Source organism: Acutalibacter intestini (assembly GCF_034334985.1).
GTDB lineage: Bacteria > Bacillota > Clostridia > Oscillospirales > Acutalibacteraceae > Acutalibacter > Acutalibacter intestini.
Window position 1 is genome coordinate 48566 of sequence record NZ_JAWXXL010000018.1, and the last position, 26687, is coordinate 75252.

21 protein-coding genes and 2 pseudogenes are annotated in these 26687 nt (G+C 56.9%); 3 read left to right on the forward strand and 20 right to left on the reverse strand.

The features are described 5' to 3' along the window. The first annotated feature begins 133 nt into the window (after nt 1-133). Nucleotides 134-685 carry a helix-turn-helix domain-containing protein gene (locus U8U68_RS13345; protein ID WP_322201568.1) on the forward strand — a complete coding sequence of 184 codons (552 nt, stop codon included), beginning with the start codon at nt 134-136 and terminating at the stop codon, nt 683-685. A gap of 189 nt (nt 686-874) precedes the next feature. On the opposite strand, the pseudogene U8U68_RS13350 reads toward U8U68_RS13345, so the two are convergent. From U8U68_RS13350 to U8U68_RS13365, 4 genes and pseudogenes are all read right to left on the reverse strand, one after another. Continuing rightward, nucleotides 875-1069 (reverse strand): annotated as a pseudogene (locus tag U8U68_RS13350) (DUF1905 domain-containing protein); the annotation flags it as partial. 18 nt (nt 1070-1087) lie between these two features. Further along, nucleotides 1088-2494, reverse strand: coding sequence for a cysteine--tRNA ligase (gene cysS, locus U8U68_RS13355; RefSeq protein WP_322201570.1), 1407 nt, complete (start codon nt 2492-2494; stop codon nt 1088-1090). Nucleotides 2495-2727: 233 nt separating this feature from the next. Beyond that, nucleotides 2728-3396: a serine O-acetyltransferase EpsC gene (gene epsC / locus U8U68_RS13360; protein ID WP_322201572.1), complete on the reverse strand. Its 669-nt coding sequence runs from the start codon at nt 3394-3396 to the stop codon at nt 2728-2730. A gap of 172 nt (nt 3397-3568) precedes the next feature. Continuing rightward, the gene (locus tag U8U68_RS13365; protein ID WP_322201574.1) at nt 3569-4747 is read right to left on the reverse strand and encodes a ribose-phosphate pyrophosphokinase; all 1179 of its coding nucleotides are present in this window, start codon (nt 4745-4747) and stop codon (nt 3569-3571) included. A 754-nt stretch (nt 4748-5501) separates the two neighbouring features. On the opposite strand from U8U68_RS13365, the gene U8U68_RS13370 reads away from it, so the two are divergent. Continuing rightward, complete coding sequence (locus U8U68_RS13370; RefSeq protein ID WP_322201576.1) at nt 5502-6407, forward strand: transglutaminase-like domain-containing protein; 906 nt, start codon at nt 5502-5504, stop codon at nt 6405-6407. 654 nt (nt 6408-7061) lie between these two features. Here U8U68_RS13370 and feoB read toward each other — a convergent pair. The 9 genes from feoB to U8U68_RS13415 form a co-directional block, all read right to left on the reverse strand. After that, nucleotides 7062-9194 carry a ferrous iron transport protein B gene (feoB, locus tag U8U68_RS13375; RefSeq protein ID WP_322201578.1) on the reverse strand — a complete coding sequence of 711 codons (2133 nt, stop codon included), beginning with the start codon at nt 9192-9194 and terminating at the stop codon, nt 7062-7064. Beyond that, the gene (locus U8U68_RS13380) at nt 9184-9426 is read right to left on the reverse strand and encodes a FeoA family protein (RefSeq protein ID WP_322201581.1); all 243 of its coding nucleotides are present in this window, start codon (nt 9424-9426) and stop codon (nt 9184-9186) included. Before U8U68_RS13380 ends, feoB begins: the two co-directional genes overlap by 11 nt. Before the next feature lie 249 nt (nt 9427-9675). Beyond that, nucleotides 9676-9990: a hypothetical protein gene (locus tag U8U68_RS13385; RefSeq protein WP_322201611.1), complete on the reverse strand. Its 315-nt coding sequence runs from the start codon at nt 9988-9990 to the stop codon at nt 9676-9678. Nucleotides 9991-10045: 55 nt separating this feature from the next. After that, the gene (locus tag U8U68_RS13390; protein WP_322201583.1) at nt 10046-10297 is read right to left on the reverse strand and encodes an IreB family regulatory phosphoprotein; all 252 of its coding nucleotides are present in this window, start codon (nt 10295-10297) and stop codon (nt 10046-10048) included. A gap of 1090 nt (nt 10298-11387) precedes the next feature. Then, nucleotides 11388-13748, reverse strand: coding sequence for a phenylalanine--tRNA ligase subunit beta (gene pheT, locus U8U68_RS13395; RefSeq protein WP_322201585.1), 2361 nt, complete (start codon nt 13746-13748; stop codon nt 11388-11390). A gap of 180 nt (nt 13749-13928) precedes the next feature. Then, complete coding sequence (gene pheS / locus U8U68_RS13400; protein ID WP_322201587.1) at nt 13929-14957, reverse strand: phenylalanine--tRNA ligase subunit alpha; 1029 nt, start codon at nt 14955-14957, stop codon at nt 13929-13931. Between the two features lie 313 nt (nt 14958-15270). Further along, nucleotides 15271-16293: a tRNA (adenosine(37)-N6)-threonylcarbamoyltransferase complex transferase subunit TsaD gene (gene tsaD, locus U8U68_RS13405; protein WP_322201589.1), complete on the reverse strand. Its 1023-nt coding sequence runs from the start codon at nt 16291-16293 to the stop codon at nt 15271-15273. 70 nt (nt 16294-16363) lie between these two features. After that, nucleotides 16364-16816 carry a ribosomal protein S18-alanine N-acetyltransferase gene (gene rimI / locus U8U68_RS13410; RefSeq protein ID WP_322201591.1) on the reverse strand — a complete coding sequence of 151 codons (453 nt, stop codon included), beginning with the start codon at nt 16814-16816 and terminating at the stop codon, nt 16364-16366. Beyond that, the gene (locus U8U68_RS13415) at nt 16798-17271 is read right to left on the reverse strand and encodes a low molecular weight protein arginine phosphatase (protein WP_322201593.1); all 474 of its coding nucleotides are present in this window, start codon (nt 17269-17271) and stop codon (nt 16798-16800) included. Before U8U68_RS13415 ends, rimI begins: the two co-directional genes overlap by 19 nt. A gap of 242 nt (nt 17272-17513) precedes the next feature. Here U8U68_RS13415 and U8U68_RS13420 point away from each other — a divergent pair, with 242 nt between their 5' ends. Beyond that, complete coding sequence (locus U8U68_RS13420; RefSeq protein WP_322201595.1) at nt 17514-18053, forward strand: DUF6106 family protein; 540 nt, start codon at nt 17514-17516, stop codon at nt 18051-18053. 258 nt (nt 18054-18311) lie between these two features. On the opposite strand, the gene alr is transcribed toward U8U68_RS13420, so the two are convergent. The 7 genes and pseudogenes from alr to U8U68_RS13455 form a co-directional block, all read right to left on the reverse strand. Next, nucleotides 18312-19505, reverse strand: coding sequence for an alanine racemase (gene alr / locus U8U68_RS13425; protein ID WP_322201597.1), 1194 nt, complete (start codon nt 19503-19505; stop codon nt 18312-18314). Nucleotides 19506-19894: 389 nt separating this feature from the next. Continuing rightward, a complete protein-coding gene (locus U8U68_RS13430) occupies nt 19895-21667 on the reverse strand; it encodes an ABC transporter ATP-binding protein (RefSeq protein ID WP_322201599.1) in 1773 nt (590 codons plus the stop codon). Next, nucleotides 21668-23431 (reverse strand): ABC transporter ATP-binding protein, encoded by a 1764-nt coding sequence (locus tag U8U68_RS13435; RefSeq protein WP_322201601.1) that lies wholly within the window; start codon nt 23429-23431, stop codon nt 21668-21670. A 1038-nt stretch (nt 23432-24469) separates the two neighbouring features. Then, a complete protein-coding gene (locus U8U68_RS13440; protein ID WP_322201603.1) occupies nt 24470-24640 on the reverse strand; it encodes a hypothetical protein in 171 nt (56 codons plus the stop codon). Nucleotides 24641-24775: 135 nt separating this feature from the next. Beyond that, on the reverse strand, nt 24776-25279 hold the full coding sequence (locus U8U68_RS13445; protein ID WP_322201605.1) for a hypothetical protein: 504 nt from the start codon (nt 25277-25279) through the stop codon (nt 24776-24778). Between the two features lie 120 nt (nt 25280-25399). Further along, a complete protein-coding gene (locus U8U68_RS13450; protein WP_367575827.1) occupies nt 25400-26563 on the reverse strand; it encodes an ABC transporter ATP-binding protein in 1164 nt (387 codons plus the stop codon). 18 nt (nt 26564-26581) lie between these two features. After that, nucleotides 26582-26687 (reverse strand): annotated as a pseudogene (locus U8U68_RS13455) (IS5/IS1182 family transposase); the annotation flags it as partial.

The following is a 26687-nucleotide window of genomic DNA, read 5'->3' on the forward strand; positions in this document are numbered from 1 at the left end:
GCGCAGAGCATATATAGTAAACACACTTGAAAATCGGTACTTACCGATTTTTAAGCTGGGCGGCTGCGCCGCATGGTTCAAAAGAAGTATCCTACCTCTTTGGAACTGTGTTAACTATAAGGAGGGACCGACAATGGAACCAGATCCCATCAAGGTGGGGACCCACATCCACCAGCTTCGCAAACGCCGGCAGCTGACCCAGGCCCAGCTGGGGGAGCGCCTGCACATCTCCTTTCAGGCGGTCAGCAAGTGGGAGCGCGGCGAGACCCTGCCCGACATCAGCCTGCTGCCCAGCCTGGCGGAGGCGTTGGAAACCACCATTGACAATATTCTCATGGGAGGTGAGAGACAAATGGAGAAAAAACGGCCCGAAGAGTTTACCCGCATGGCCACCATTGCCCAAATGCGCCAGGGCGTAGAGTGCTTGGAGCGCATGGGGCAGCTGCTGGGCAAAGACAGCTTTTTTTATATGGGAGCGGTCGGCGGCGTGGACCTGAAGATGAACATGGAGTTCGAGAAGCACATGGCCGAGCCCTACACCCGCGAGGCCATGTTCGCCGAGGCGGCGGTACAGGCCATTCAGAACGGAGCCTACATCGCCCCCGAAGACATCCAGTCCAGCTTTAAAAGCCCCCACTGGTCGGAAGTGGTGATGGAATACGCCAAGAAATACGGTATCTGTTAGCGTCTGTGTGACGCGGGAAAGAGGCGGGGAAACCTGCCTCTTTTCTTTGGTTAACATCCTATCCAGTGGAGCGTCAGCCCTTTCGCCGACGGGCTTTTTTATGGCCGCTCCTCCACCACCACATGAAGCGTGTCTCCCTCTTTTTTTCCCCAGTTTTTCCCGAATGGCCTTTAATACCCCTATGATATAGCAGACCTGGCCCTCCGGGGTCTTAAGCCCCATGTTTACCACGCTGCCGCTGTAGGGAATGCCGTCAAACTCCACGTGTACCTTTGCCCGTCCTTTTCCAAAAACCTCTGGAACGTTCCAAGGAAATACTACATAGGCCCCGCCCTTTTCCGGTATTTCGTGCAGGACCCCGTCAAACTCAAACCTTTTTTCCATACAGTATGCGCTTTCTGGTTACTCTTTGTGCCACTCCACCCCATTCGGGGTATCTTTCAGCACCACATGACGGGCTGCCAGCTCATCCCGAATGGCGTCTGCGGCGGCCCAGTCCTTGGCTTTTCTGGCCTGGGCCCGGCGCTCAATCAAATTCTCAATTTCCGCCGCCTCTTCTGGGGACACCGCCGGGGCCTGGGCCTTTTCCCCCGCGGCCAGCAGGTCCAAAGACAGCACCTGGTCAAAGTCCGCCACCAAATACCGCTTGGTGGCGTCGCTCAAATCCGCTTTCAGCATGTCGTACAGGGCCGTAAGGGCCAAAGAGGTGTTCAGGTCGTTTTCCAGGGCCTCTTTAAATTTCTCCTGATAGGGCTTCGCTTCTTCCAGGTCTGGCTGGCCCTCTTTGGAAAGCCCCGCGACACGGGCGGTCAGCTTTTCATAGGCCCGGGTGGCGTTGTCCAGGCTCTCAAAGGAGAACACCAGGGGCTTGCGGTAATGAGACTGCAAGGTAAACAGCCGGTAGCACAGGGGGTTGTAGCCCTTCTCCTCCAGCAAAGACACCGTCAGCTTTGCTCCCTTGGACTTGCTGATTTTCCCGCTGGCGTCATTCAGGTGCAGCACATGGAACCAGTATTTGCACCAGGGGTGGCCCAGGTAGGCCTCGCTTTGGGCAATCTCGTTGGTGTGGTGGGGAAAGGCGTTATCAATGCCCCCGCAGTGGATGTCCAGGTACTCCCCCAGGTTTTTAATGCTGATGGACGAGCATTCAATGTGCCAGCCCGGGTACCCCAGGCCCCAGGGGCTCTGCCATTTCAGTTCCTGGTCCTCAAACTTGGATTTGGTGAACCACAGCACAAAGTCTGTTTTGTTCCGCTTGTTCTCGTCCGCCTCCACGCTGTCCCGCACCGCTACCGCCAGGTCCTCGCCGGTCTGGTTGCCGAACACATAGTAATTCTTCAGTTTAGAGGTGTCAAAATACACGTTGCCCCCTGCCAAATAGGCGTAGCCCTTTTCCAGCAGCACGGACACCATGTGGATAAAGTCGTCAATGCAGCCTGTGGCAGGCACCACGGTATCAGGTTTACGAATATTCAACTTGTCGCAGTCTTTAAAGAAAGCCTGGGTGTAAAAGGCCGCAATCTCCATCACGGTCTTGTGCTCCCGCTTGGCGCCCTTCAGCATCTTGTCCTCCCCGGTGTCCGCGTCCGAGCTTAGGTGCCCCACATCGGTAATATTCATCACCCGGTCCACTTGAAAGCCCGCGTAGCCCAGGGCCTTTTCCAGGGTATCTTCCATAATATAGGTGCGCAGGTTGCCAATATGGGCAAACCCGTAGACCGTGGGGCCGCAGGTATACATTTTCACCCTTTTAGGGATGTGGGGGATAAACTCCTCCTTTTTCATGGTCAGGGTATTTGTCAGCTGCATGGCAGCATTCCTCCTTTTGCTGTGGCTTTTTGCCGTCATGATAATTTATTTTGTTTTTTACTGGGGTTTATTCACTTGGGAAGTATCTTTATTACAGGCCCGCCCCTTATCCGGGCGTTTTTTTGCCCAGGAGGCCACTGCGCCCGTTTATTCCTTTCCGCGCCGCAAGGGCAAGGCCGCGGGGCTTCTTGCCCCGCACCCCCGGCAGGGAACTGTCCCTGCACCCATTTTCGCTACGCGGTTCCCTCGTTTGGGCTTGCGGTGGCTTTGGCCAGCTCGGCCACCTTGGCTTCCAGCCGCACCAGTTCGCTGCGCAGGCGGCACAGCTCCATGGAAACCGGGTCCGCCACGTGGTTCTGGTCCAGCTGCTCATTGGCCACCTTTTGTCCCGCAATGCGCACCACCCGGGCCGGCACGCCTACTGCCGTGGCATTGGCCGGAACCGTGTCCAGCACCACCGCGCCAGCGGCCACCCGGGCGTTATCCCCCACAGTAAAGGGCCCCAGCACCTTGGCCCCGGCCCCCACCAGCACGTTGTTGCCCAGGGTGGGGTGGCGCTTCCCCTGGTCCTTGCCTGTGCCGCCCAGGGTCACATTTTGGTACAGGGTGCAGTTGTCGCCAATCTCCGTGGTCTCGCCAATCACCACCCCCATGCCATGATCAATAAACAGCCCCCGGCCAATCTTAGCCCCTGGGTGTATCTCAATGCCGGTCCGCCGCCGGGCGCTTTGGGAGATGGCCCGGGCCAGAAACTTCATGCCATGCCGCTGGAACCAGTGGGCCCGGCGGTAGGCCCGCACTGCCTTGAACCCAGAATAGAGAAAATATACCTCCAGCCGGGACCGGGCCGCCGGATCCCGCCGCATTACTGCGTCAATGTCCTCCCGCAATCTGTCAAACAATGTGCGATCACCTCACCAATGAATGAATCCAACCAACTCCTGACAAATTTTTTCATAATCCCCGGTAAAAAAGTCCTCGCGTCCAGCCAGGGATTCTGCTTTACGCCAAAAATACGGGGCGTTCCGCCCCATCTCCCCAAAAGACGGCGTTCCCCATTTTTTTAAACAAGCCCTAAAAGCTTAGCTGCTGGTTCTGTTCCTTTTCCCGCTCTTCCCGGCACTTGTCCAGCAGCACGCTCATCTTCTCGTGGGGGTCGATGAGCCTGCTTACCGCCATATCATGGTTTAGGGCTGATACATAGTATGAAATATATTTAGAAACGTCCACCTCGTAAAACCAGGGGCGGTTTTTCAGCTCTTCGGTGCGGTAGGTCAGGTTTGTGCCAAACACCCCGTCAATCAGCCCCTCCCGGTAGGCCTTGTCAAAGGCCTCCAGGCCCTTGGTAAAAATGGCGAAAGTGGCGAACACAAAGATGCGCCGGGCCCTGCGGGCCTTTAGCCGGGCGGCCAGGTCCAGCATGGAATCGCCCGTGGCGATAATGTCGTCCGCCACAAAGATGTCCTTGCCCTCTACGTCCGAGCCCAGGTACTCGTGGGCCACAATGGGGTTGCGGCCGTCTACAAAGGTGGAGTAGTCCCGGCGCTTGTAGAACATGCCCATCTCCACCTCCATTACAGAGGCAAAGAACATGTTGCGGTCCAGGGCGCCCTCGTCGGGGCTGACCACCATAAAACTGTCCCGGTCAATGGCCAGGTCCGGAAAGCTGCGCAGCATCTTTTTCAGCACCTGATAAGAGGCTTTCAGGTTGTCAAAGCCCATCAGGGGCACGGCGTTCTGCACCCGGGGGTCGTGGGCGTCAAAGGTAACCACGTTTTCCACCCCCATGCTTTGCAGCTCTTGCAGGGCAAAGGCGCAGTCCAAAGACTCCCGGTAGCTGCGGCGGTGCTGGCGGCCGCCGTATAGCACGGGCATAATCACGTTAATGCGGTGGGCCTTGCCGCTGGTGGCCTGAATCAGCCGCTTCAGGTTTTGGAAATGGTCGTCCGGGGACATGTGGTTTTCCATGCCGAAGAAGGGGTAGGTGGGGCTGTAGTTGCCCACATCCACCACAAAAAACAGGTCGTAGCCCCGAACGGTCTGCTCAATGATGCCCTTGGCGTCGCCAGAGGTAAACCGGGGGCAGCTGCTGCGCAGGCAAAAGGTGTCTACCTCCATACCGGCCTCCCGGGCCCAGCGCACCAGATGGGCGTCGATCTTCGCGGAAAGCTCTTCCGCGCCCTCCAAGGTAATAATTCCCAGGGGCGCCACGCGGTTTTCTGGGCTGAAAAAAAACTTTGCCTTGTTTTCCATAAGACTGGCCATTCCTTTCTCCGTCCATTGTATTGTAATGGTTGGTCCTTCCCCGCGCCTTTGCAAAGGGAAGCTTTGTCAAGCACATTCTATCACAAACTGGGCCGCAATGCCAGACTAATTTTTGAAAGAGCCCCGGCGCGGACAAAAATGTTCCCGAAAAGACAGGAAAAAAGGCGGGGCGCTGGCGTATAATAAGGGCAGAGGGGCGGGGGGACGCCAGTGAGAGCGCGGTCCAGCGCGCGCGGGGCGCTGGCGAGGTCCAGGGGTGAGCGTCTGCCAGTGGCAGACAAGCCGCGAACCGACCGAGGCGGCAGCCGAGACTCGAGTAGCCCTGGCCGCCGGAGGCGACCTTGCCGGAGGCGCGCCGCTTTGCGCCGGAGGCCTTCCCGTCGTCAGACAAATTATGGGCATTTTCAAAGAAAATGCCCATCCGGGGGCCTTGCGGCGCGGAGGAAGCTGGTTCAGCGGCGGACGGGCTGCGCCCGCTTCGCGGGGGAAACCGGGCAGGACCGGGAGCCGCTATGAGGAAACCCTTGCCTACAGTGGCTGGCGCGGTGGCTGGCCGGAGGGGTGCTTTTTCTTGCAAGCCCCCCTCCCCCGCTTCGCGGGCCCCCCTCCCCGCAATGCGCTTCTCAGGTTTAAGGGCAAGGTCGTGGGGCGCCGCCCCACACCCCGCTTAAGGGACAACCCGTCCCTTAAGAATCCCACGGCGCGTTGCGCCTTTTTTCCAACATTTTAAGGAGGTTACGTTATGCTGCCAGCTGAACTTCGCCAACATTACCTACAGACCGGGCCCTTTACCTACCCCGGCCTATACGCGGACTATTTCCGCACCCTGCCCAATAGCCCCCGGGAGCTTTCGGAGCTGATTTCCCATCAGATCATCCACCGGGTCACCCTGGCCCAGGGCAACGCCTTTGCCAACGCGGACCTGCGCTATGGGGACATGACACGCTGGCCCCAGGGCCGCCTGCCCTGCGAGGATGACATCTACCTGACCGCCCCGGCCATGGCCGCCGGGCTGTTCCGCCTGGACCCCCGGGGCTTTGTGCCGGACCGCCGGGTGGAGGACAAGCTGGTGCTTACCTGCCGCTTTGTGGCTGTGCTGGTGGCCTCTATCTACAAGGCCAAGGGCGTGCCCTGCCGCTGCCGGGCGGGGTATGCCCCGTACATTCAGCCTGGGGCCAGCATGGACCACTGGATCAACCAGATCTGGAACGAGGAAGAGGACCGCTGGGTCACCTTTGACGCGGACGGCCTGTACGACGGCCTGGACCTGCCCTTTACCCCCTATGACATGGACCACGGCCAGTTCGACTGGGCGGCAGAGGCCTGGCTGAAAGTTCGGGCCGGAGAGGAAGATGGTGAACGCTTCCTCTATGCCGACTGCCGGGGCACCCGGGGCCTGCGGGCCCTGGCCCGGTACCTGGTGTACGACTTCTACGCCCTGATGAACCATGAGATCTCCTATGTGTTTTACCCCCGGTACCTGGGGGGATTCCTGGGCGGCCAAGAGGAGCTGCCCGCCCGCCGGCTGGAAGAGCTGGACCAGCTGGCCCGGCTGCTGGCAGAGCCGGACGAGAATTTTGACCAGCTGACTGCCTGGTGGCAGGAGCAGCGGGGGGACCTGCGGGACCTGGCGGGGCCGCTGATTTAGCCTTACTGGCTTTATGCATCAAGAACTGCGCCCCTCTATCTATAATGAACGGCATATTCTTCATCGCTTAGGGCTTGTTTGAACCTAGGGCTTGTTTGAAAATAGAGGAAAAGACGAATTTTGGGCCAGAAGGGGACAATTTCAAGGAGAAGAACCGCTGTAGTTAGCTGCGCTAACTACGGCAATCTGGCGATTGACGAGGATTTTCGACGTAGAAAGTGGCCTCTTATGGCAAAAAAGACGACGTTTTCGATTTTTCAAACAAGCCCCAGTAGAGAAAGACGGATTTTTGACCGACCCGGGGAGGTCCATGGCAAGGAGAATCCCGCAAGTCAGCCTAGCCGGTTGACGGAGATTTTCAACGCAGGGCCTCTTCGGGGCAAAAAGACGGCGTTTTCGATGTTTCAAACAAGCCCTAGAGTCTGTTTTAAAACCGGAGAAATGCTGGCGCCTTTCCAGGATTTTTGACGCCGAAGCCACCATTTCTGAGCAAAACAGACCGTGTTTCGAAGTTTTCAAACAGACTCTAGAGAAAGCAAAGGGGAAAGGCAGAGCCTTTCCCCTTTGTGTCTCTTTTTTGCTAAAGGGGCTACGCCCTCTTGTAGAAATCCTCTCCGCTTGGGCAGCCTTCCTAAAAAAACGGCGTTTTTTGCTTTACAAGAAGAGCGCCGCTAAGCGGTACACAAGAAAGCTGACCACCCAGGCCGTGGCGATTTGAAATGCTCCGGCAAAGACCGTCCAGCGCCAGCTGCCGGTCTCCTTTTTGATAGTGGCCAGGGTGGCCGCACAGGGGGTGTACAGCAGAGAGAAGGTCATCAGCGCCAAGGCATTGGCCGGGCCAAAGCCCATGCTGCTCAAAATGGCCGAGAGGCTGGCCATGCCTGCCGCCGAGTTCACGTTATTCACGCTGAACAGCACGGCGCAGCTGGACACCACCACCTCTTTGGCGGAAATGCCCGCAATGAGGGCCACCACAATCTGCCAGTAGCCAAGCCCCACTGGCCCAAAGAAAGGCACCAGCCACCGCCCCAGCAGAGAGCCAAAGGTGTTGCTCATATCCGTGGAATAACCCTGGGGGCCGAAATTCAGCAGGACCCACATAATAATAGAGGCCACAAAGATGATGGTGCCCGCCCTGGTTAAGTAGTCCTTCACCTTTTCCCATACGTAGATAAAGACGGTGTGGGCGCTGGGCGCCTTGTACTCTGGCAGTTCAATGAGAAGAGCATTTATGCTCTTGGCATTTATGCTCTTGGCATTTATGCTCTTAGCATTTGCGCTCTTCCCGCCCCGTTCCATCAGCCGCATAATAAACGCCGCGGCCACAGCCACCAGCATCCCCAGTATGTACATGGAGTAGGCCGCCAGCATGGCGTGCTGGGGGAAGAACATCTGGGAAAACAGCACGTAGATGGGCAGCCGGGCACTGCACGACATAAAAGGGGTGATCAGCATGGTCTTGTACCGGTCCCGCTGGTTCTCTAGGGCCCGGGAGGCCATAATGGCCGGCACACTGCACCCAAAGCCCAGAATCATGGGAATAAAGGCCCTGCCAGACAGCCCCAGCCTGCCCATTAAGCCGTCCATCACATAGGCCACCCGAGACATGTAGCCGCTGTCCTCCAAAAAGGCCAGTGCTAAAAACAGGATGATAATATTGGGCAGAAAGGTGAGGATGCCCCCCACGCCGGTAATGATTCCGTCCACGATCAGAGAGACCAGCATGGGCGCTACCCCTGTTTCCTCCAGCCAGGCCAAAGCTCCGGCGGAAAACCAGTCCAGCCCCAGCTGGAAGTACTCCTTCAGCCAGTCCCCCACGGTGAAGGTCAGGAAGAACACCGCGGCCATAATGAGCAGGAAAATAGGCAGGCCCCACACCCGATGGGTTAACAGATCGTCGGCCCGGTCTGTGACAGCGCTTTTTTCCTCCTTATTGACCATGACCTCCTGAATGATCTCGTCGATAAAGTCGTATTTCTCGTTGATGATGTCCTGCTCGTAGCTGCGGTCCAGCACCTCCGGCAGGTTCAGGGGATATTTTTCCAGGATCTCCCGGTCGCCCTCCAACATTTTAATGGCGTGCCAGCGGGGATTTGGCAGGTTCGGCCAGCGGGTGGTCAGGCTGTCTATCAACAGGTCAATTTTATCTTCGATCCGGTCGCTGTACACCATGGCGTACTCCGCGTGGCGCTGGCGCCTGTGCCGGGAACCGCCCGGGCGGGGGGGTTCTCTTGTGCTCTTTGTTGCGGCCCCGTTCCCATGGTGGTGGATCAGCGGCGTGTCCGCCGGACGGCCCATATGGTGGGCGGCGGCATGCATCAGGATGTCTAGGCCGGTCTTTCTCCGGGCGGACACGGGAATGACCGGAATGCCCAGCATCTCCGGCAGCCGGTGGGTGTCAATCTCCATGCCCCGCTTTTCCACAATATCCATCATGTTCAGGGCCAGAATGACCGGCTTGCCCAGCTCAATGAGCTGTAGGGTAAGATACAGGTTCCGCTGCAACGCCGAGGCGTCGGCTACGTCAATAATCACGTCCACCTCGTTGCTAAGAATGTACTGCCGGGTGACCTGCTCTTCCATGGTGTAACAGGTCAGGCTATAGGCCCCAGGCAGGTCCACCAGGCGGTAGTCGCTGTTGTGAAACTTAAACCGGCCCTCCTTTTTCTCCACTGTAACCCCGGGCCAGTTGGCTACCTTTAGGTTTGCGCCAGTATAAGCGTTAAACAGAGTGGTCTTGCCGCAGTTGGGATTTCCGGCAAAGCCAATGGTAATTTCACGGGGCATGGCGGGGGCCTCCTTCCTCTTTCACGGTGATATGGGCGGCGATGTCTTGGCCCACAGCGAAGCGGGTTCCCCGCACAGTAATAATCATGGCGCCCCGGCGCTTCTTGCGCAGCACAGCCACCCGGCTACCGGGTATCATGCCCAGGGCTTCCAGCCTGCGGCCCAGCTCCAAGGGCAGGTTCAGGGCCTCCACCTGCCAGACGCTGGCTGCGGGGCAATCCAGTAGTACCATAAGTTATCCCCCCCTAACTAATTTAAATTGTAGCACGAATAAGGGGTGTTTGTCAATGTGGTGGAAAGATTTTGCTTTGGGCGGTCGAACCCCGCGGCCCCGCCGGATTTTGGTGGAGTGAAACGCCGCCCTGGGGGCTTCCTGGCAGAGGGTAAAGGCAATACCGCACAATTCTAAGCACCGTATTGCGCGGTGTTGCCTAAAATCCCATAAAAAAGGAACGCCCACCTCTTGGGGCGTTCCTTTTTCTTACTCGGCCAAGGCCCGGTTTAGCCAGGCCTCGGCAATGTCCAGGGCCAGGTAAAGGCCCTCTTTTTCGCTGGTTTTTACAATCTGCTTGCGGGTGCGGATCTCCGGGTCGGTATACATCAGGTGTACGGTCACCTTGTCGGCCACCTCCAGACCGCCCACGTCCTTTTTGGATTTTACATCCATTTTGATCACGTATTTATCCGTCATGCTGCCGTAGTAGATTGTATCCCCACAGCGCACCAGGGGCTTGCCCTTATAGGTAGGGAAAGCCTGCGTCTCTTTATTAGGGTTTGTTTTTTTCTGCTCGCTCATATAGTCACCACACTTTTCAATTAATAAGGTCAATCATAAAGGCTGCCTGCCAAGGCTATTCCCCTAGGTAAGAGCGGACCATTGCCTTTAGCAGTTCGTCCCGGTCAATGCGGCGAATCAGGCTGCGGGCATTGTTATGGGTGGTGATGTAGGTGGGGTCCTCAGACAGCAGATAGCCAACGATCTGGCTGATAGGGTTATAGCCTTTCTCCTTTAGGGCGTCGTACACCACCAGCAGGATACGCTTCATATCCGCTTCACGCACCTCGTCCAGAGAGAAGGTTATCGTATTGTGGTCGTCGGGCAACGCGGCCACCTCCATTTCCATTTTATTGTTTAATGATGCAGCAAATGGCTTTGCCGCTGGTCTATAAAGAGGTAACGGACCCCTTTATAGACCGTGTTTACTATATCATACTAGACTTTTAGGACAATTGCAAGGGGAAGTTTCAAAGGGGTAGTGGCGCAAATCCGCATGGACGCTTTCTACAGTAAACGTATCCCTTTTATCATGGATACTGAAACCTATGCTTTCCGGGAAAAATGACGGCCCAATAACCATAGTATCCATCTGTACAGTACCATTCTGCCTCGGGAGCCGCGTCCACTATCTTCTGGAGCGCTGCGGAAGATGGATCGGCGCTCCCTATGACCCACAATCTGTTGTGAGGGTTCTGCTCACTCTCGTCATGATAAATATAGACATTCTCCCGGGGGTCTGTGTGCGGCTTGCGCTCCAGAAACTAATACGGCTCATCCCATTCGACCGTTCTCAACTTTGAGGTTTTGCACGGTTCCGCTTCCGCTTTTGCGCTCTTTTTTTATCCAATTCATAGCATTGGATTTGCTCATATGCAGGATTTTCCCCACACCCCTTCCACGGACGCCGGCATAATACATTCTGATTGCCAATTCCCTTGTGGCAACCCCGCACCATTCGCGGCTGGCACCTTAAGCACCGTCTTGCTTGCAGATTTTCCGTGATAGCGCACAGCTTTCGCTTCTCAATCGTAAGATTGACGGCGCTCAATCTGTACACTCTGAAGAAAAATCCGACTGCCCAATACGGTACTTAGAATTCTGCGGTATTGCCTTGTCTCTTTTGCGTATTCATGCCGTTTGGCGGCTGGAGTGGATGTCGCTCCACATTCCTTGTACTTATACCTCTGCGTTCCAGAGCGGTTGTACCCCATTTTTACCTGCCCTTCCGTCTTTCCACATTTCGGGCATGTCCTGTTTTTCTTTCTCTCGTTTTCTCGTTTCTTTTTTTATTCCTTTATTTTACCATATGCATGCTCTTGGGGCAATCCCTTTCAAAAGCCTGGGAAAAGATGCGCAGCGGGCCCTCTCTTTTGGGTGATACGGCCCTTTTTCGCTTCGCGCGGGTTTCTCTGGCTTTATCCCCTTAAAGCCACGCCCTTTTCGCCCAGCTTTTCTACAATGCCGTCTACCCAGGGCTGCACCTCTTCTTTAGACAGCGTCTTTTCTCCTGAAGAGAACGCGAACCGCAGGGTCAGGCTCTTCTGACCGTTTTGGGTAAAGGAGTCGATGAGAGACACCCCGCTTAGGGCAGCGGCGCCCCGCCAGGCAGGCTCCATATCCGCATAGCACAGGCCCTGGGGCACCACAAGAGATAGGTCGATGTCTATGCCCGGGAACCGGGAGGGCCCTTGATAGGTCACATCGGCGGCGGGAATAGCCGCGAACCGGTCCATATCCAGCTGAGCGCAGACCACCGCCGCTTTGCGGTCCAGCTTCTGCCCCACCGAGGGCCGCAGGGCGCAAAGCCAGCCCAACACTTCTCCGTTATAATGGATATAAGCCGTGTTTTTGGGGTGCTGCCAGTTGTAGGCGGGCTCTCCATGGGCAAAGGTCAGCTGGGCCCGCTTAATGCTTGCGCCCAGGGCTTTCAGCATGTCCAAAAGCTCAAAGAACAGCTCCCGCTCGCCCTTTACCCGGCTGTACAGGGCAATGCCCAGCTTTTTGGCCTCTTTGCACAGGCCGCTCTCATCCAACCCCTCACATACCCGGCCGATTTCGAACACGCCAAACTCTGTAGAAAAAGCCTTGTTTTCCTGCACACAGCCCAGCAGGGTGGGGCCCATGCTGTTCCGCAGGGTGGTCAGGTCCGGGTTCTGGGCGTTGGCCAGCTTTACATTCTCCACTGGCTCCAGGCCCAGCTCCCTGCACTGCTTCACGTTCTCCCAGATGTACGAGTGCACCTCGTGCAGCCGGCAGCTCTGTACAAGAATATCCTTTACAAAATTATCCGTTTTATTTTCTTGGCTCTTCTTTTGGGGATAAAGGGGGCTAAGGGTCGTGGAGATATTAAAATTATCATAGCCGTAAATGCGGGTGATCTCCTCAATAATGTCCGCCTTAATAGTCACGTCCTTGGTGGCCCGCCAGCTGGGCACCTGCACGGTGAAGGTTTCGCCAGCAAGCTCTGCCCCAAAGCCCAGGGAGCGCAGGGTGCTAAGAATCCGCTGGTTATCAATCGTAATGCCTGTGTACAGGTCCACATAGGCTTTGTCAAAGGTGAGCTCCACCTTGGGGTAGCGCTTTACATACACGTCTGTCAGCCGGGAGATCACCTGCACCCCAGGGTCGATCTCGGTCAGCAGCTTCATAAACCGGCCAATGGCCGCGTCCGTCATTTCCGGATCCAGGGTTTTTTCATAGCGCATGGAGGCGTCTGTGCGCAGGCCCAGCCGGGAGGAGGACTTCCGCACACTGGGGGCGTCGAAGCTGGCGGATTCCAGCAGCAGGCTGTCCGTATTGTCCTCAATCTCCGAGTCCAGGCCGCCCATAATACCCGCGATGGCCACGGGCTGGTCCTTGCAGCAGATCATCAGGGTGTTCTCGTCCACCTTTCGCTCTACGCCGTCCAGGGTGGTAAAGGCAAAGGGTGCGTCAAAACGCCGGACCTGGATGCTGTCCACCTTGGCGCAGTCAAAGGCGTGCATGGGCTGGCCCATTTCCAGCATCAGATAGTTGGTCAGGTCGGCCAAGAGGTTGATGGCCCGGCTGCCGCAGTAGAACAGGCGGATGCGCATGTTGACAGGGCTCACCTTTTTGGTAATATTCCGCACCTTCAGGCCTGTATAGCGGAAGCAGAGCTCTTTGTCCACGACGTCAATGTCAATGGGCTCCAGTTGGTCATAGGCCGCTAGGGACACGGTCTCCAGGGGCCGCAGCGCCCGGCCGGCCAGGGCGGCGAACTCCCGGGCAATGCCGTAGTGGCCCCACAGGTCCGGGCGGTTGGTCAGGGACTTGTTGTCCACTTCGAACACGGTGTCGATGATGTCATAGATTTCGGTGATATCCCGGCCTACGGGGGTATCCTGGGGCAGCTCCATCAGGCCGGAGTGGTCGGCGGAGATGCCCAGCTCCTTTTCCGAGCAGCACATGCCGTGCGACTCGTATCCGGCAATCTTGGCGCAGCGGATGTCCTGACCGTCCACCTGGCCGCCCTCCTTGACAAAGGGGACCATCAGGCCCTCCCGCACGTTGGGCGCGCCGCAGACGACGTCATAAATTTTATCGCCGCCGTCCACCTTCAATAGGTGGAGCTTTTTAGAGTCGGGGTGGTTTTCCACGGAGAGAATTTTACCGGCCACCACGTCCTTTAGGCCCCGGCCCATCTGGTACACGTCCTCCACCTCGGCGGTGGAAAGGGTGAAGCGCTGGATAAGGGCGGGGAGGTCCAGACCGGAAAGGTCGACGAAATCGCCGATCCAGTTCATAGAGATTAACATGGTTTCCCTTCTTTCAGAATAAAGGTTGATTGTTTTTAGCAGTCCGCCAAAAAGTTCGGCAGACAGACGGGGCGCGGGGGAACTTTCTTCCTCCGCTTTTTCTTTCGCGCCGCCTTTTTAAGGGCAAGAGCAAGGCCGTGAGACGCTGCCTCGCGCTCTGCCGCCCCCGCCGCTTCGCGGCTATTCGTGTTTAAACTGGCTTAGGGCCTTTAGGTTTCCGCTATTTAGGTCTCGGATGTCTTTTACCCCGTACTTCATCATCACCAGCCGGGTTAGCCCCAATCCAAAGGCAAACCCTGTATACTGCTCTGGGTCCACGCCCCCGGCTTTTAGTACATTGGGATGAATCATCCCGCAGGGACACAGCTCAATCCATCCCGAATGGTGGCAGGTAGAGCACCCCTCGCCCCCGCAGATCAGGCAGCTGATGTCCAGCTCGAAGCCCGGCTCCACAAAGGGGAAAAAGCCCGGCCGCAGCCGTACCTTTACATCCCGCTCGAACACCTGGGAGAGCATGGTTTTCATAAAGTAGATTAGGTTGGAGATAGAAATGTTCTTGTCCACCATCATGCCTTCCATCTGGAAAAAGGTGGTTTCGTGGCTGGCGTCGGTGGCCTCGTTGCGGAAGCACCGCCCTGGAAAAATGGCCCGGCAGGGGGCGCCGTACTTGCGCAGAATGGCGTTCTGGGCGGCAGAGGTATGGGTTTTCAGCAGCTGCCCGTTTTCAAGGTAGAAGGTGTCCTGCATGTCCCGGGCCGGGTGGTCCTTGGGAATATTCACGGCCTCAAAGCACTCGTAGTCTGTGACAATTTCTTTATAGTCCTCCACCGTAAAGCCCATGGAGACAAAAATTTCTTCCAGCTGCCGCTGTACAATGGTAATGGGGTGGTAAGATCCCTCCCCGCCCCCAGTGGGCAGGGTCACGTCATAGGAGTCGGCGCTGTCAATAAGCAGTTGCTCCTCGGCAGCTTTTACGGCCTCTACCTGCTGGGCCAGCCGCTCTTCCACCTGCCTTTTCAGCTGGTTAATATGCTGCCCCAGTTCCTTTTTCTGCTGGGCGCCCACGTCCTTCAGATCCTTTAAAAGGCCTGTGACAGAGCCTTTTTTTCCAAGATAGGCGATCCGAAGCTTTTCAATGGCCTCGCTGGTAGAGGCCGCGGTCAGCTCCTGTTCAAAAGCGTTTCGCAGCCCGTCGATTTTTTCCTTCATATTCAGACGTCCTTTCACATCGGATGCATAGGGCTTGTTTAAAACATCGAAAACGCCGTCTTTTTTCCCAGAAGAGGCTGCTTTCCGCGTCGAAAATCCTCGTCAACCCCTAGGTTAACCTGCGGGATTCTCCTTGCAATGGACCTTCCCTCGTCAAAAATTCGTCATCCCCTCTATTTTCAAACAAGCCCTAGTCGGTATCCTACTAATTATATCATGTTAAAGGGGGCGTTTCAAGGGATTTTTCAGGCCTGGGTGTGCCAGGGCTCTCGTTTATTGCTGGAAAAACGGAAGAGCCCCGCTCCGCCTATCCTTAAACCGCCGCGGGGCTTTGGGCGATGTCCTTTTGGGCGTAGGCGTTTAGGTCCGCGCCGCGGATGTTTCCTGTTAAGGCCTCATAGTACCCCTGGGCCGCGATCATAGCCCCGTTGTCCCCACAAAACTCCAGCCGCGGCATGTACAGCGGCAGCCCCAGCTCTTTGGCCAGGGCCTCCAGTTCCCGGCGCAGCAGCCGGTTGGCCGAAACACCCCCCGCAGCCGCCAGTTTTTTTGCCCGGGTCTGCTGGGCCGCTTTGCGGAAGTTCTCCACCAGGCAGCCCACCACCGCTTTTCGATACGAGGCGCACAGGCCCGGCACGTTCACCGCCTCTCCCCGCTGGGCGGCGTTGTGCAGCAGGTTCAGGGCAGCGGTCTTTAATCCGGAAAAGCTAAAGTCCAGGGGACTGCCCTCTACCCGGGGCCGGGGCAGGCGATAGGCCTCTGGGTCGCCGGTTTCCGCCAGCTTGTCCATTTCCACCCCGCCGGGGTAGGGAATGCCCATGGCCCGGGCCGCCTTGTCAAAGGCCTCTCCCGCCGCGTCGTCTCGGGTGCGGGCCAGCACCTGCATGTGGGTATAGTCCTCTACCTGGACAATGTGGGTGTGCCCCCCCGAAACCACCAGGCACAAAAAGGGCGGGGCCAGGTCTGGGTGGCACAGATAGTTGGCGGCAATATGTCCCCGCAGGTGGTGCACAGGGGCCAGGGGCAGACCGGTGGAAAGAGCCAGGCCCTTGGCAAAGTTCACCCCCACCAGCAGCGCGCCAATGAGCCCCGGGGCATAGGTAACGGCCAGGGCGGAAAGGTCCTTTAGCTCCAGGCCGGCCTGCAAAAGGGCCTGCTGGGTTACGGCCACAATGGCCTCGCTGTGGCGGCGAGAGGCTATTTCAGGCACCACGCCGCCGTATATTTTGTGTTCCTCTACTTGGCTTGCCACCACGGAGGATAAAACATTGCGTCCGTCCTCCACCAGCGCGGCGGCGGTTTCGTCACAGGAGGTCTCTAGTCCCAGAATGATCATGCGCGTATCTCCTAATCTATATAAAAAATTGTTAAAAATCCAGTCCGGCCTCTTGGCCTGGCGCGGCGGACTAGCGGGGTTCTTGTTGCAAAAGCTCCTTGGTCATCAGCAGGGCGTCCTCTTTGGGATGGGTGTAAAATCCCCTGCGCCGCCCCGCCACAGCAAAGCCCTGTTCCGCATACAGGGCCGTGGCCCCCTGGTTGGAGGCGCGTACCTCCAGGGTGATAAAGGCCCCGCCCCCTGCCCGGGCCCGCTCTACCAGGGCGGCCACCAGCGCCCGGCCGACCCCCTGGCGGCGGCGCTGGGCCGCCACAGCAATGTTATCCACATAAAATTCGTCCAGGACAAAACGCATCCCCCCATATCCCACCACCTGGCCGTCCTCTCGGGCAACCAGGTAAACGGCGTTTTCTGCTGCCAGCTCCTGGGCAAAGGCCTCCCGGCTCCAGGGCAGGGAAAAGCACGCCTGTTCCAGGGCGGCCACCTGGTCCAGGTCTTGCTCCGTCATTTCCCGGATATGCACGGCCAGGCGCCCCCTTCCTTTGCCAGCCGGGGGCGCACCACCTGGGCGTAGAACCGCGCCAGCTCTTCTTTCAGATGGTCCCGGCACCGGCGGTATTCCTCCAGCCCTTGGCCAAAAGGATCTGCAATCTGCCCAGGGGCATAGATGCTCTGGGCCGGCGCCCCCGCCTGCTCCAGTATGTAGCCGTGGGTCTGGGACATGGTGAAGAACAGGTCCCAGCGAGATAAGTCCTCTGCCGCCAGGCGCCGGGCCCGGTGGGCGGAAAGGTCCACCCCTGCCTCCCGGCAGGCCAGTATGGCGTTTTCCGAGGCCGGCTGGCCTTCCACCGCGGCAATCCCGGCGCTTGCGCAGGCCACCAGGCTCCCGGCCCCTTCTCTTTCCAGCATTTGTTGAAATAAACCCGCCGCCATGGGGCTGCGGCAGGTATTGCCCGTACAAATAAATAATATATTCATATAGTAAATTCCTTTATAAAAGTTCAAATCAGCTTCTGGTCAAGAGCCCAAGAGCAGCCCCGCATTTTATTATAGCATACCCGGCGGGCTTTTTCCACATTCCCGACAAAATACCCGGGGCCGCGCCAGCCCATGTCTTTTTCGGCAAAATGTCTTTCTTAGGTTGACAAACAGCGTCCGGCTGTGTTAACATAGCATAAAATAGAAAAGTACGCAGATTTTTTTCGGAAAGGGACGAAACAATGGGTGACGTATTTATAGAACGGATGGTAAAGAAAAAGTTTGAGACAAAAGATATTCTGGTGGTCTTTGGGGTGGTGGCGGCCATTTTCGTGCTCACTTTCGCGGGCTTTTTTGTGGGGTTTTTGGTGCTGGGCCTGCCCATGATCGCCATGCTGGTGGTGGCCGGCTCGGTGTACGGCGGGTACAAGTTAATCTCCACGCGAATCCTGGAATACGAATACAGCCTGACCAATGGGTTTGTGACAGTTGATAAAATTATGAACCGCTCCACCCGCAAACGAATGACCTCCTTTGAATGCGATTCCTGCGAGGACCTGGGCAAGTACGCAGAGGCCGAGGCGCGGCTGCGTACCCGGTCTTTTGATACCCGGGTGTTTGCCACAGGGACCACCGGGAACCCGGAGTCTTGGTACATGATTGTGCGCGGCGGCAAGACCGGCAAAACCCTGGTGGTGTTCGACCCGGACGAGGATTTGCAGGAGGCGATTAAGAAGTATATCCCCCGGCAGCTGAAGTTCGAAAAGTTTGGCAGAAATTAGGCCTGTTTAAAAACCGGAGAAACGCGGGATTTTTGGCCAGGAACCAGGGGTCAAGGAAAAGCTCCAGGAAGGGCTTGCCGCCTTTCGAGGACTTTGGACATCGAGAGCGCGCCGTTTCGGGTCAAAACAGACTGTATTTCGGCGTTTTGAAACAAGCTCTAGAGCCTATAGGCCTAATTGGCATAAAGAATCACAAAGAAAAGGAGCCTTTTCCCGTGTCCCGGGACCAGGCTCTCTTTTTATGCTGATATGGGTCGGCTAACGGGGCAGCAGCTGGTTATAGATGCTCTCTACCCGGCCGCCCTTTAGGTAAACCCTGGGCACCCGTTTCGATACCGCGCAGACTACCTCGTAGTTGACCGTGCCCTCCCAGGCCGCCACCTCTTCTGCGGTGATCGCCTCTGTGCCATCCCGGCCAATCAGCGTTACCCGCTGGCCGATCTCCACTTGGTCCAGCCCGGTGACGTCCGCCATAAGCTGGTCCATGCAGATGCGCCCCAGCACGGGGCAGCGCTGGCCCTGAATTAACACCTGGGCGCCCCGTTCCGAAAGAACGCGGGCGTAGCCGTCCGCGTAGCCCACCGGGACAGTGGCCACCCGCAGCTCCTTAGAAGCTGTAAACTTTCTCCCATAGCTAACCGTTGCTCCGGGCTGCACGGTCTTTACATGGGACACCACAGACCGCAGGGAAAGCACGGGCCGCAGGTCTGGCCGGGCCCGCATCTGGTCCGAAGGGGCCATGCCATACAGCACCAGTCCGGCCCGCACCATGTCCAGGTGGGAGAGGGGGTAGTCGAACACAGCGGCGGAGTTTGCGCAGTGCCGCACCTGAAACCGGACCCCCCGGCTGGTTAGGGCCTCGCTCATCTCCTTAAAGCACCCAAACTGCCGCATAGTAAAGGCGTCCCCCGCGGCCCCCTCGTCGGAAACAGCGAAATGGCTAAACACGCCCTCTGGTTCCAGGCCGGGCAGGGTGCAGGCGGCGAATACCTCCGCAATGGTGGGCTCATCCCGGTTGATGTCCTGGAAATAGAAGCCCAGGCGGCTCATGCCCGTGTCTATTTTAGCGTGAATCTTCACCCGCGCCCCCTGGCCCGCGGCGTAGCGGGAGAGCTGCCGGGCGTATTGGGTAGAATAAACGCACTGGGAAATGTTTTCCCGGGCCAGGGTGGCGGCCTCTTCCGGCGGGGTAAAGCCCAGCACAAGAATGGGTTTCTCCAGGCCCTCTTGGCGCAGCTGAAGGGCCTCCTCCAGGTTGGAGACAGCAAACCACCCGGCCCCCAGGGCCTCCAGCTCCTGGGCCACCCGCAGGGCCCCGTGCCCGTAGGCATCCGCTTTTACCACGCAGCACACCTGGGCCTTTGGGCTGGTGGCGGCGCGGACCTGCTGAAAATTATGTTTTAAGGCGTCCAGGTCGATCTCGGCCCAGGTTCTTCGCAGTATTTCTTCCATAGGGACTCATTCCTTTCCACAGGGAAATTCAGACTTCGGCTTTGCCATCATTCTATTCTGGAGCCGGCCCGAAAGAGAAGGGGAATTATTTTAGTGTTTCCTGCCCATTATACCACGCTGGGGGGGCTTTGGCAAGAAGGGCGTGGAGACGGCAGGCCAGACCGGGCGGGATGACGAAACTTTTACGGTTTGTTCGCTGGAACCTGTCTTTTGAGAGGATTAATAGAACGAAGCCTCCTTTACCCTTAGGAAAAACGGAGAGGAGGAGCCCTGCTGCCCCCCCTCTCTTTTCCGTCCCCGCTGCCTGGGGAAATATTTTAGGCAACACCGCGCAATACGGTGCTTAGAATTGTGCGGTATTGCCTTTATTTTAAGAAACGGTACGCTGGCTAGGCCTGCTCCAGCTGGGCGGTGTACAGGTGGTAGTACTTGCCCTTTTGGTCCAGCAGCTCCTGGTGGGTGCCCATCTCTCCAATCCCCTTGTTCGCAATGTACAGGATGCGGTCGCAGTTCTTGATGGTGGAGAGCCGGTGGGCGATAATAAAGGACGTGCGCCCCTTTAGCAGCGCCTGTAGGCCCTGCTGCACCAGCTTTTCGGTTTTGGCGTCAATAGAGCTGGTGGCCTCGTCCAGCACCAAAATTTTCGGGTCGCTAAGCAGCGTACGGGCAAAGGCCACCAGCTGTTTCTGCCCCTGGGAGAGCCGGGAGCCCCGCTCGTTGACCTGGGTGTAATAGCCGTTCTCCATTTGGCTGATGAACCCATGGGCGCACACCGTCTTGGCGGCGGCGATCACTTCCTCGTCTGTGGCGTCCAGCCGGCCGTAGCGGATGTTGTCCATAATACTGCCGGAGAAAATGAAGCTGTCCTGTAGCATAATGCCCATCTGGCTGCGCAGGCTGTGCAGGGTTACCTGGGAAATGTCGTTGCCGTCCAGCAGCACCCGGCCCCCGTTTAGGTTATAGAACCGGGAGATCAGGTTCACCACCGTGGTCTTGCCCGCGCCCGTGGGGCCCACCAGGGCCACAGACTCGCCGGGGGCCACCTCCAGGTTGAAGTGCTCCAGTATGTTGATGGTCCCGTCATAAGAAAAGGTCACATCCTCAAAGGTCACCCCACCCGTAATGGCGGGCAGCTGGGTGGCGCCGGGCAGGTCGTCCACTGTAACGGGCTCATCCATCATCTCAAAGATGCGCTCCAGGTAGGCCACCGCGTTAATAAAGGTGTTGTATAGGTTGGAAAGGTTTAGCATGGGCTGCCAGAACCGCCAGGCGTAGGAGGCAATGGCTATAATGGTGCCAATGCCCATGCCCGGGCCCACGGCCATAAGGCCCACCAGGTACATGGCCCCCACCACCCAGGTGGAGACGTTATCTACCGAAACCCAGATCAGGTTAGAGGTATACTGGGCCCGCATCCAGGTGCGGTAGCAGTTTTTGTTTAGCCGGTCGTAAATTTCCCCGTTTTCCTCCTCCCGGGTAAAGGCCTGGGTAATCTTCATGCCGTCCAGGCTCTCGTGGAGGTAGGCGTTCAGGTTAGAGCTCTTGTTAGAGACGTTCTGCCAGGCCCTGCGCTGGGCGGGCTTTACCAGGAAGATTACCACCAGCAGCAGGGGCACTCCGGCCATGACCACCAAAGAGAGCTGCACGTTGCAGATGAACATAAAGATGGCGATAAGGATCAGGTTGAAGATCTCCAGCACGAAGTTCACAATGCCGTTGGAAAGGGCGTCGGAGACGCTGTTTACATAGTTGATGACCCGGGTAAGGATCTTTCCGTGGGGCCTGTCGTCGTAAAACTGGAAGGGCAGCTTTTGCAGGTGGGCGAACAAGTCCTTGCGGATGTCGTAGATGACCTCCTGGCCCACCTCAATCATGTACTTGGACCGCACCCTGGCAAAGAGGATGGAGGTGATAATGGCCGCAAGCATCCCCACAGCCAAAAAGGCCAGCTGCTTATAGTCCTTGTTTGGCACAGCCACGTCAATGCCCCGCTGCACCATCAAAGGCCCCAAAAGGGCCGCGGCGGCAGAGATGGCGGAGTAGACCAGAGAGAGCGCCATCTTCTTTTTGTGCCGGCCAATGTATGTGCCCGCCCGCAGCAGGTGCTTAATATTAAAAGGCGATTCCAGGTTTTCGTCTATGTCAAACCGGTTTCTGGCCATTTATACCGCCTCCTTTTCGCTTTCGCCGTTTTGCAGCAGAAATACCTCCCGGTAGTAGCCGGGCTGCCGCGCCAGCTCCTGGTGGCTGCCCACCTGGGTGATGCGGCCGTTTTCTATAATAACCACCTTGTCGGCCCGCTTGGTGGTGGAGATGCGCTGGGCCACAATGATCTTGGTGCAGGGGAAGTCCAGCTGGGCCAGCTGGTCCTGGATATACTTCTCGGTTTCCAGGTCCACGGCGCTGGTGGTATCGTCCAAAATCAGCACGCTGGGCTTTACCGCCAGGGCCCGGGCCAGGGCAATGCGCTGCTTCTGCCCGCCGGAAAGCCCTGTGCCCCGCTCGCCAATCACAGTGTCAAAGCCCTCGGAGAGCTTTTCGGCAAAGTCCACGTCCGCCATTTTGGCAAAGCGCTTTACCTCCTCCTCGGGCATATCGCTGTCCCCATAGGCAATGTTGCCGTCTACCGAGTCAGAGAACAAAAATACGTCCTGGGTGGCAATGCCAATGGAGGCGCGCAGGGCGTGCAGGTCATACCTGCGCACCGGCACCCCGTCCAGGGAGACCTCGCCCTCTGTCACGTCGGCAAAGCGGGGAATCAGGTTCACCAGCGAGGTCTTGCCCGCGCCTGTGGGGCCCATAATGGCCACGGTCTCTCCAGGCTCCACGGTCAGGTCCACGTCCTTCAGCACGTCGGCGCCGTGCAGCCGCAGGCCCACGTTTTTAAACTCCACCTTGCCCTGGGCCCGACCCTTTGGCTTTATGGCGTCCTGCCGGGAAACAATGGTGGACTTGGCATAGTACAGCTCAATAATCTTATTGGAGCTGGCGAAAAACCGCTGAAGGTCGTTTAGGTGCATGCCCAGCATGCGCATGGGGTCGGAAAGCGTCCAGGTCAGGGAGTTAAACAGGGTGAAGGTGCCAATGGTAATTCGCCCGCTGATTAGGAACGCGCCCCCCACCAGCAGCGCGGCCACAGAAAGAGACTGGGACAGGGTGTCGATATAGGGGCTGAACTTCAGCCACAGCAAAGAGGCGGTTTTGTTGGCCTCCTTATACTCCTGGTTCTTCTGGTCAAAGCGCTCTATCTCATAGGCCTCCCGGGCAAAGGCCTTTACCACCCGGTTGCCGGAAATGTTCTCCTGGGCCTGGGTGTTTAGCAGAGAAAGCTTTTCCCGCAGCTCTACATACAGCGGGTGCACTTTTTTTGAGAACACCAGGGTAAACAGAAAGATAAGGGGAGACACCGCCAGCATGGCAAGGGCAAAGAGCCAGTCTGTAAGCAGAAAGACCACAGAGGTGGTCACAAACAGCACAGTGCAGCTGATGAGCTGGCGGATGACCCAGCACACCGCGTGGCGGATCATGTCCATGTCGCCGGTCAGGCGTGTCATCAGGTCGCCGGTGCGGTTTTTGCCAAAGAAAGCCTGGTCCTGCTCCTGCATATTTTTATACAGGTCCCGGCGCAGCCCGTAAATCAGCTTTTGGGAACAGGTCTCGTAGGTCATAACAGAGAGATAGCCAAACCCGGTACGGAACAGCGTGAAGCCAATGAGCACGGCCACCAGCACCCCCAGACGGTGGATGGCCTCCTCTGTGACCAGGCCGGTTTCTTGCAGAGGCTTGAACACAGTGTCCATAATGCTTGCGGTGATGAACGAGTTGCCCAGAGCCAAAACGGCCAGCAGGGCAGTGGAAAACAGTGCGAACACGTAGCGCTTGTGGCAGCCCTTCATGCGGGCCCATACCCATCGAAGCTGGAACATAGGAGATTCCCCCTCGCCAATAGAAAGTAAAGTATTTTGGAAAGCTTCCCATATTATAGCGGACGGGTGAAAAAATGCAAGGCGTTTTCTTAAAAAATCATTTTTCAGCACTGTGACCTGTTTAAACGCGGTTTCACACCGGGTTTTGTGCAGTATTTGGCTGGTAAAAACGCAAAAACGCGGGGCTTTTTCTCCCCCTTTGTTGCCAGAACCACCCATCCCGGCGCGGGGGATTTTTTCAGGCAACCCCGCACAAAGCCTTTGCACTGGATTTGCTTGCGCTTTTTCCGCGATAGTACGACCGTGCGATTTGCGCACAGTTTTCGCCTGCCAGAATCGGAAAACCATATATGGCCTGATTGGCGGCGCAGGGGATGCCGCGGTGAGATTCATTGCCCAGAAAATGGCCGTGCAGGCGGGGGAGGCCCGCTTTGACCACATTCTGGATCCGGTGGAGGAAGCCTGCCGCAGGGTGGAGCCGGACCGCAAAATGATCCGGTAAGTTTGATCCCCGCCCAGCAAAACAGAAAGTATTGGGATGACATAAAAAACCATACTTTTGCGCATTATTGCCGAAGCGGCGCGGCTTTCTTTTGTGCCTTTTTGGTATATATGGCGTATCATTCACGACATATTGGAAGTTCCCCCCGGTGTTCTCAAAAGCGGGGAATCTCACAGGCTGCGGCATTGTTTGCGGTTATCTCCATTCTTGTCTATATCGCTGCTTTGCTGTGTTCGCACATGAGCGCGTTCCGGGTTGCCATTATGAAACATGGGGAATCGCCTACACAAAAGGGCTGCGTTTGCCTAAATCTCTCCGCGTTTTTATGTTGACCCATACCCAGCAGTTCCCTAAATTTTTTCATCATTCTGGTAAGAGGGCTTCTTACTTTTTGGTGCTATCCCGGTCCATGGGACCACGGCCAAAAACGCGGCTTCATGTTTGAATCGTCTTAACATGTTAGCGCCGATCAAACAAAGAGCAGAACTGTGTTTAGCAGTTCTGCTCCTTGTTTGCGGCGGCGCAAGATTTTCTAATTAATCTTGGGTAATTTGTAAACTGATCATCGCTTTTGCATCAGAAATGTTATAAACGCTGGTGCGAAAACCTATCTTTTTTGGCTGATTGACAGGCTTTGACCCCGATAGTCCATCCCCCACACCGGCATTTTTCATCCAATAAATATTCACATTTGGGGTCACATCCATATTAGAGACGCCTAGATTGATTGCTGTACAATTGGTAAGGCTCTCTATACGCTCGGCATAACGCACTCCCTGTCCCATAGTGTTGTCCAGCGTATGGAAGGGAGTGGACACTACTCCATCAACCTGTTTGGGGGACTATACCGTATAGACAACGGGCTGGTAGGAAGTATTCACCGAACAAGGAGCGATGATGCTCTCAACTACCTGGGTCACCTCTACCGGGGCGTCCGCCGGGTCCTGAATGGGGTCCCAGCCGGGGAAAAGTTCGCTAAACTTTGGGGGCACATGCCATTCCATCGTATTGCTGTTAAAGCTGGCATCAAAGCCTCCCTCGGTATCCACAACCCATTCGTCCACGCTATAGGCTACCTCGCGGCGGGCCGCCAAGATTTTTTCCCGCTGTTCTGGGCTGGCGCTATCTATATCCGAATATGCCAGCGCATAGGTCTCTGGATCAATGTCCGCGTCGCTCAGTAGCTGGGGAACAGACGCAGTGGGCACTTCCGTATAGCCCTGGCTCTCCAACCAGGCACGTACATCCCGCTCGGCGTCGGACATTTCATGTTCCTGGGCAAACGCCACAACAGGAACCAGGGCCATAGCAAGAGCGATAACAAAAAATGTGAGCACTTTTTTCATTGAACATTCCTCCTAATCATAGGTGGCCTAAATATGCTTGCGCCGCCGGTTCACAATTGAATTGTATCACAACCGGAAATAAATGTCAATAAACCCTCAAAAATAAAAGAAATAAAAAAATCATTCTCTCTCCAGGTTCAGCGCCGCTTCGGTGGTTTCCTGTTCAAACTGCTTTTTATACAGCCCCGCATAGTAGCCGTTCTGTTCCATTAGCTCCGCATGGGTGCCCCGCTCAATGATCTTCCCGTCCCGCACCACCAGAATCATATCCGCTTTGCGGATGGTAGAGAGCCGGTGGGCAATGAGGAACGACGTGCGCCCTGTCAGCAGGGTGGAAATGGCTTCCTGGATCAGGGCCTCGGTCTTGGTGTCGATAGAGGCGGTGGCCTCGTCCAGCACAAAGATACGGGGGTCCGCCAGCACCGCCCGGGCAAAGGAGACCAGCTGTTTCTCTCCGGTAGAGAGCTGCCCGCCGCCCTCGCCTACGTCGCTGTCATAGCCCTTTTCCATGCGGGTGATAAAGTTATGGGCGTTTACCAGCTTGGCTGCGGCAATAATTTCCTCGTCGGTGGCGTCCAGCCGGCCGTAGCGAATGTTCTCCTTGACCGAGCCGGAGAACAGGTGGGGCGTTTGCAGCACATAGCCGATGCCGCTGTGCAGCCACAGCATACTGCGTTCCCGGTAGTCCCGGCCGTCGATGAGCACCCGGCCCCCGGTGGGCTCAAAGAACCGGCAGGCCAGGTTTACCAGGGTGGATTTTCCCGCGCCAGTCTCGCCCACAATGGCCACGGTAGAGCCTGCGGGCACATCCAGGCTAAAGTGCTCCAGCACATTCTCAGTGCCGTCCGGGTAGCGGAACGTCACGTCCTCAAAGGTGACCCGGCCTTCTAGGGGCTCCCAGTTCTCCCGCTTGGGCTCCAAAGAGGTGCCGTACCTTTCCACCACCTCCTGGGTGTCTGTAATCTGGGGCTTCAGCTCCAGCAGCTCGGTGATCCGTTCCACACTGGCCTGCTTGGCCACCAGCTGGGTGACCACATAGGCCAGTGTCTGCACAGGGTCCGAGATACGCAGGGCGAAGTTGACGAAGATGGACAGTTCGCCAATGGTAATGGCGCTGGCAATGGCCATGCCGCCCCCGCCTGTGATTACCAGGGAAACGGCCAGGGCCGTTAGAAAGCTGATGATCGGCATGTAGATGGCGTCCAGCACCACGGCCTTTACGCTGGCCCTGCGCAAACTGCCGCTTACCTGATTAAAGGCGGCGGTGTTCTTGTCCTCAATCACCAGGGTCTTAGAATCTGTTTAGCATCTATTTAAGAGCAGACGAATAAAGGCAAGAGAAAACATTTGAAAAGAGTTCTGTAATTTACGTTCGCAGTTTTTCCAGAGTCTCCGACATTTGTCGAGC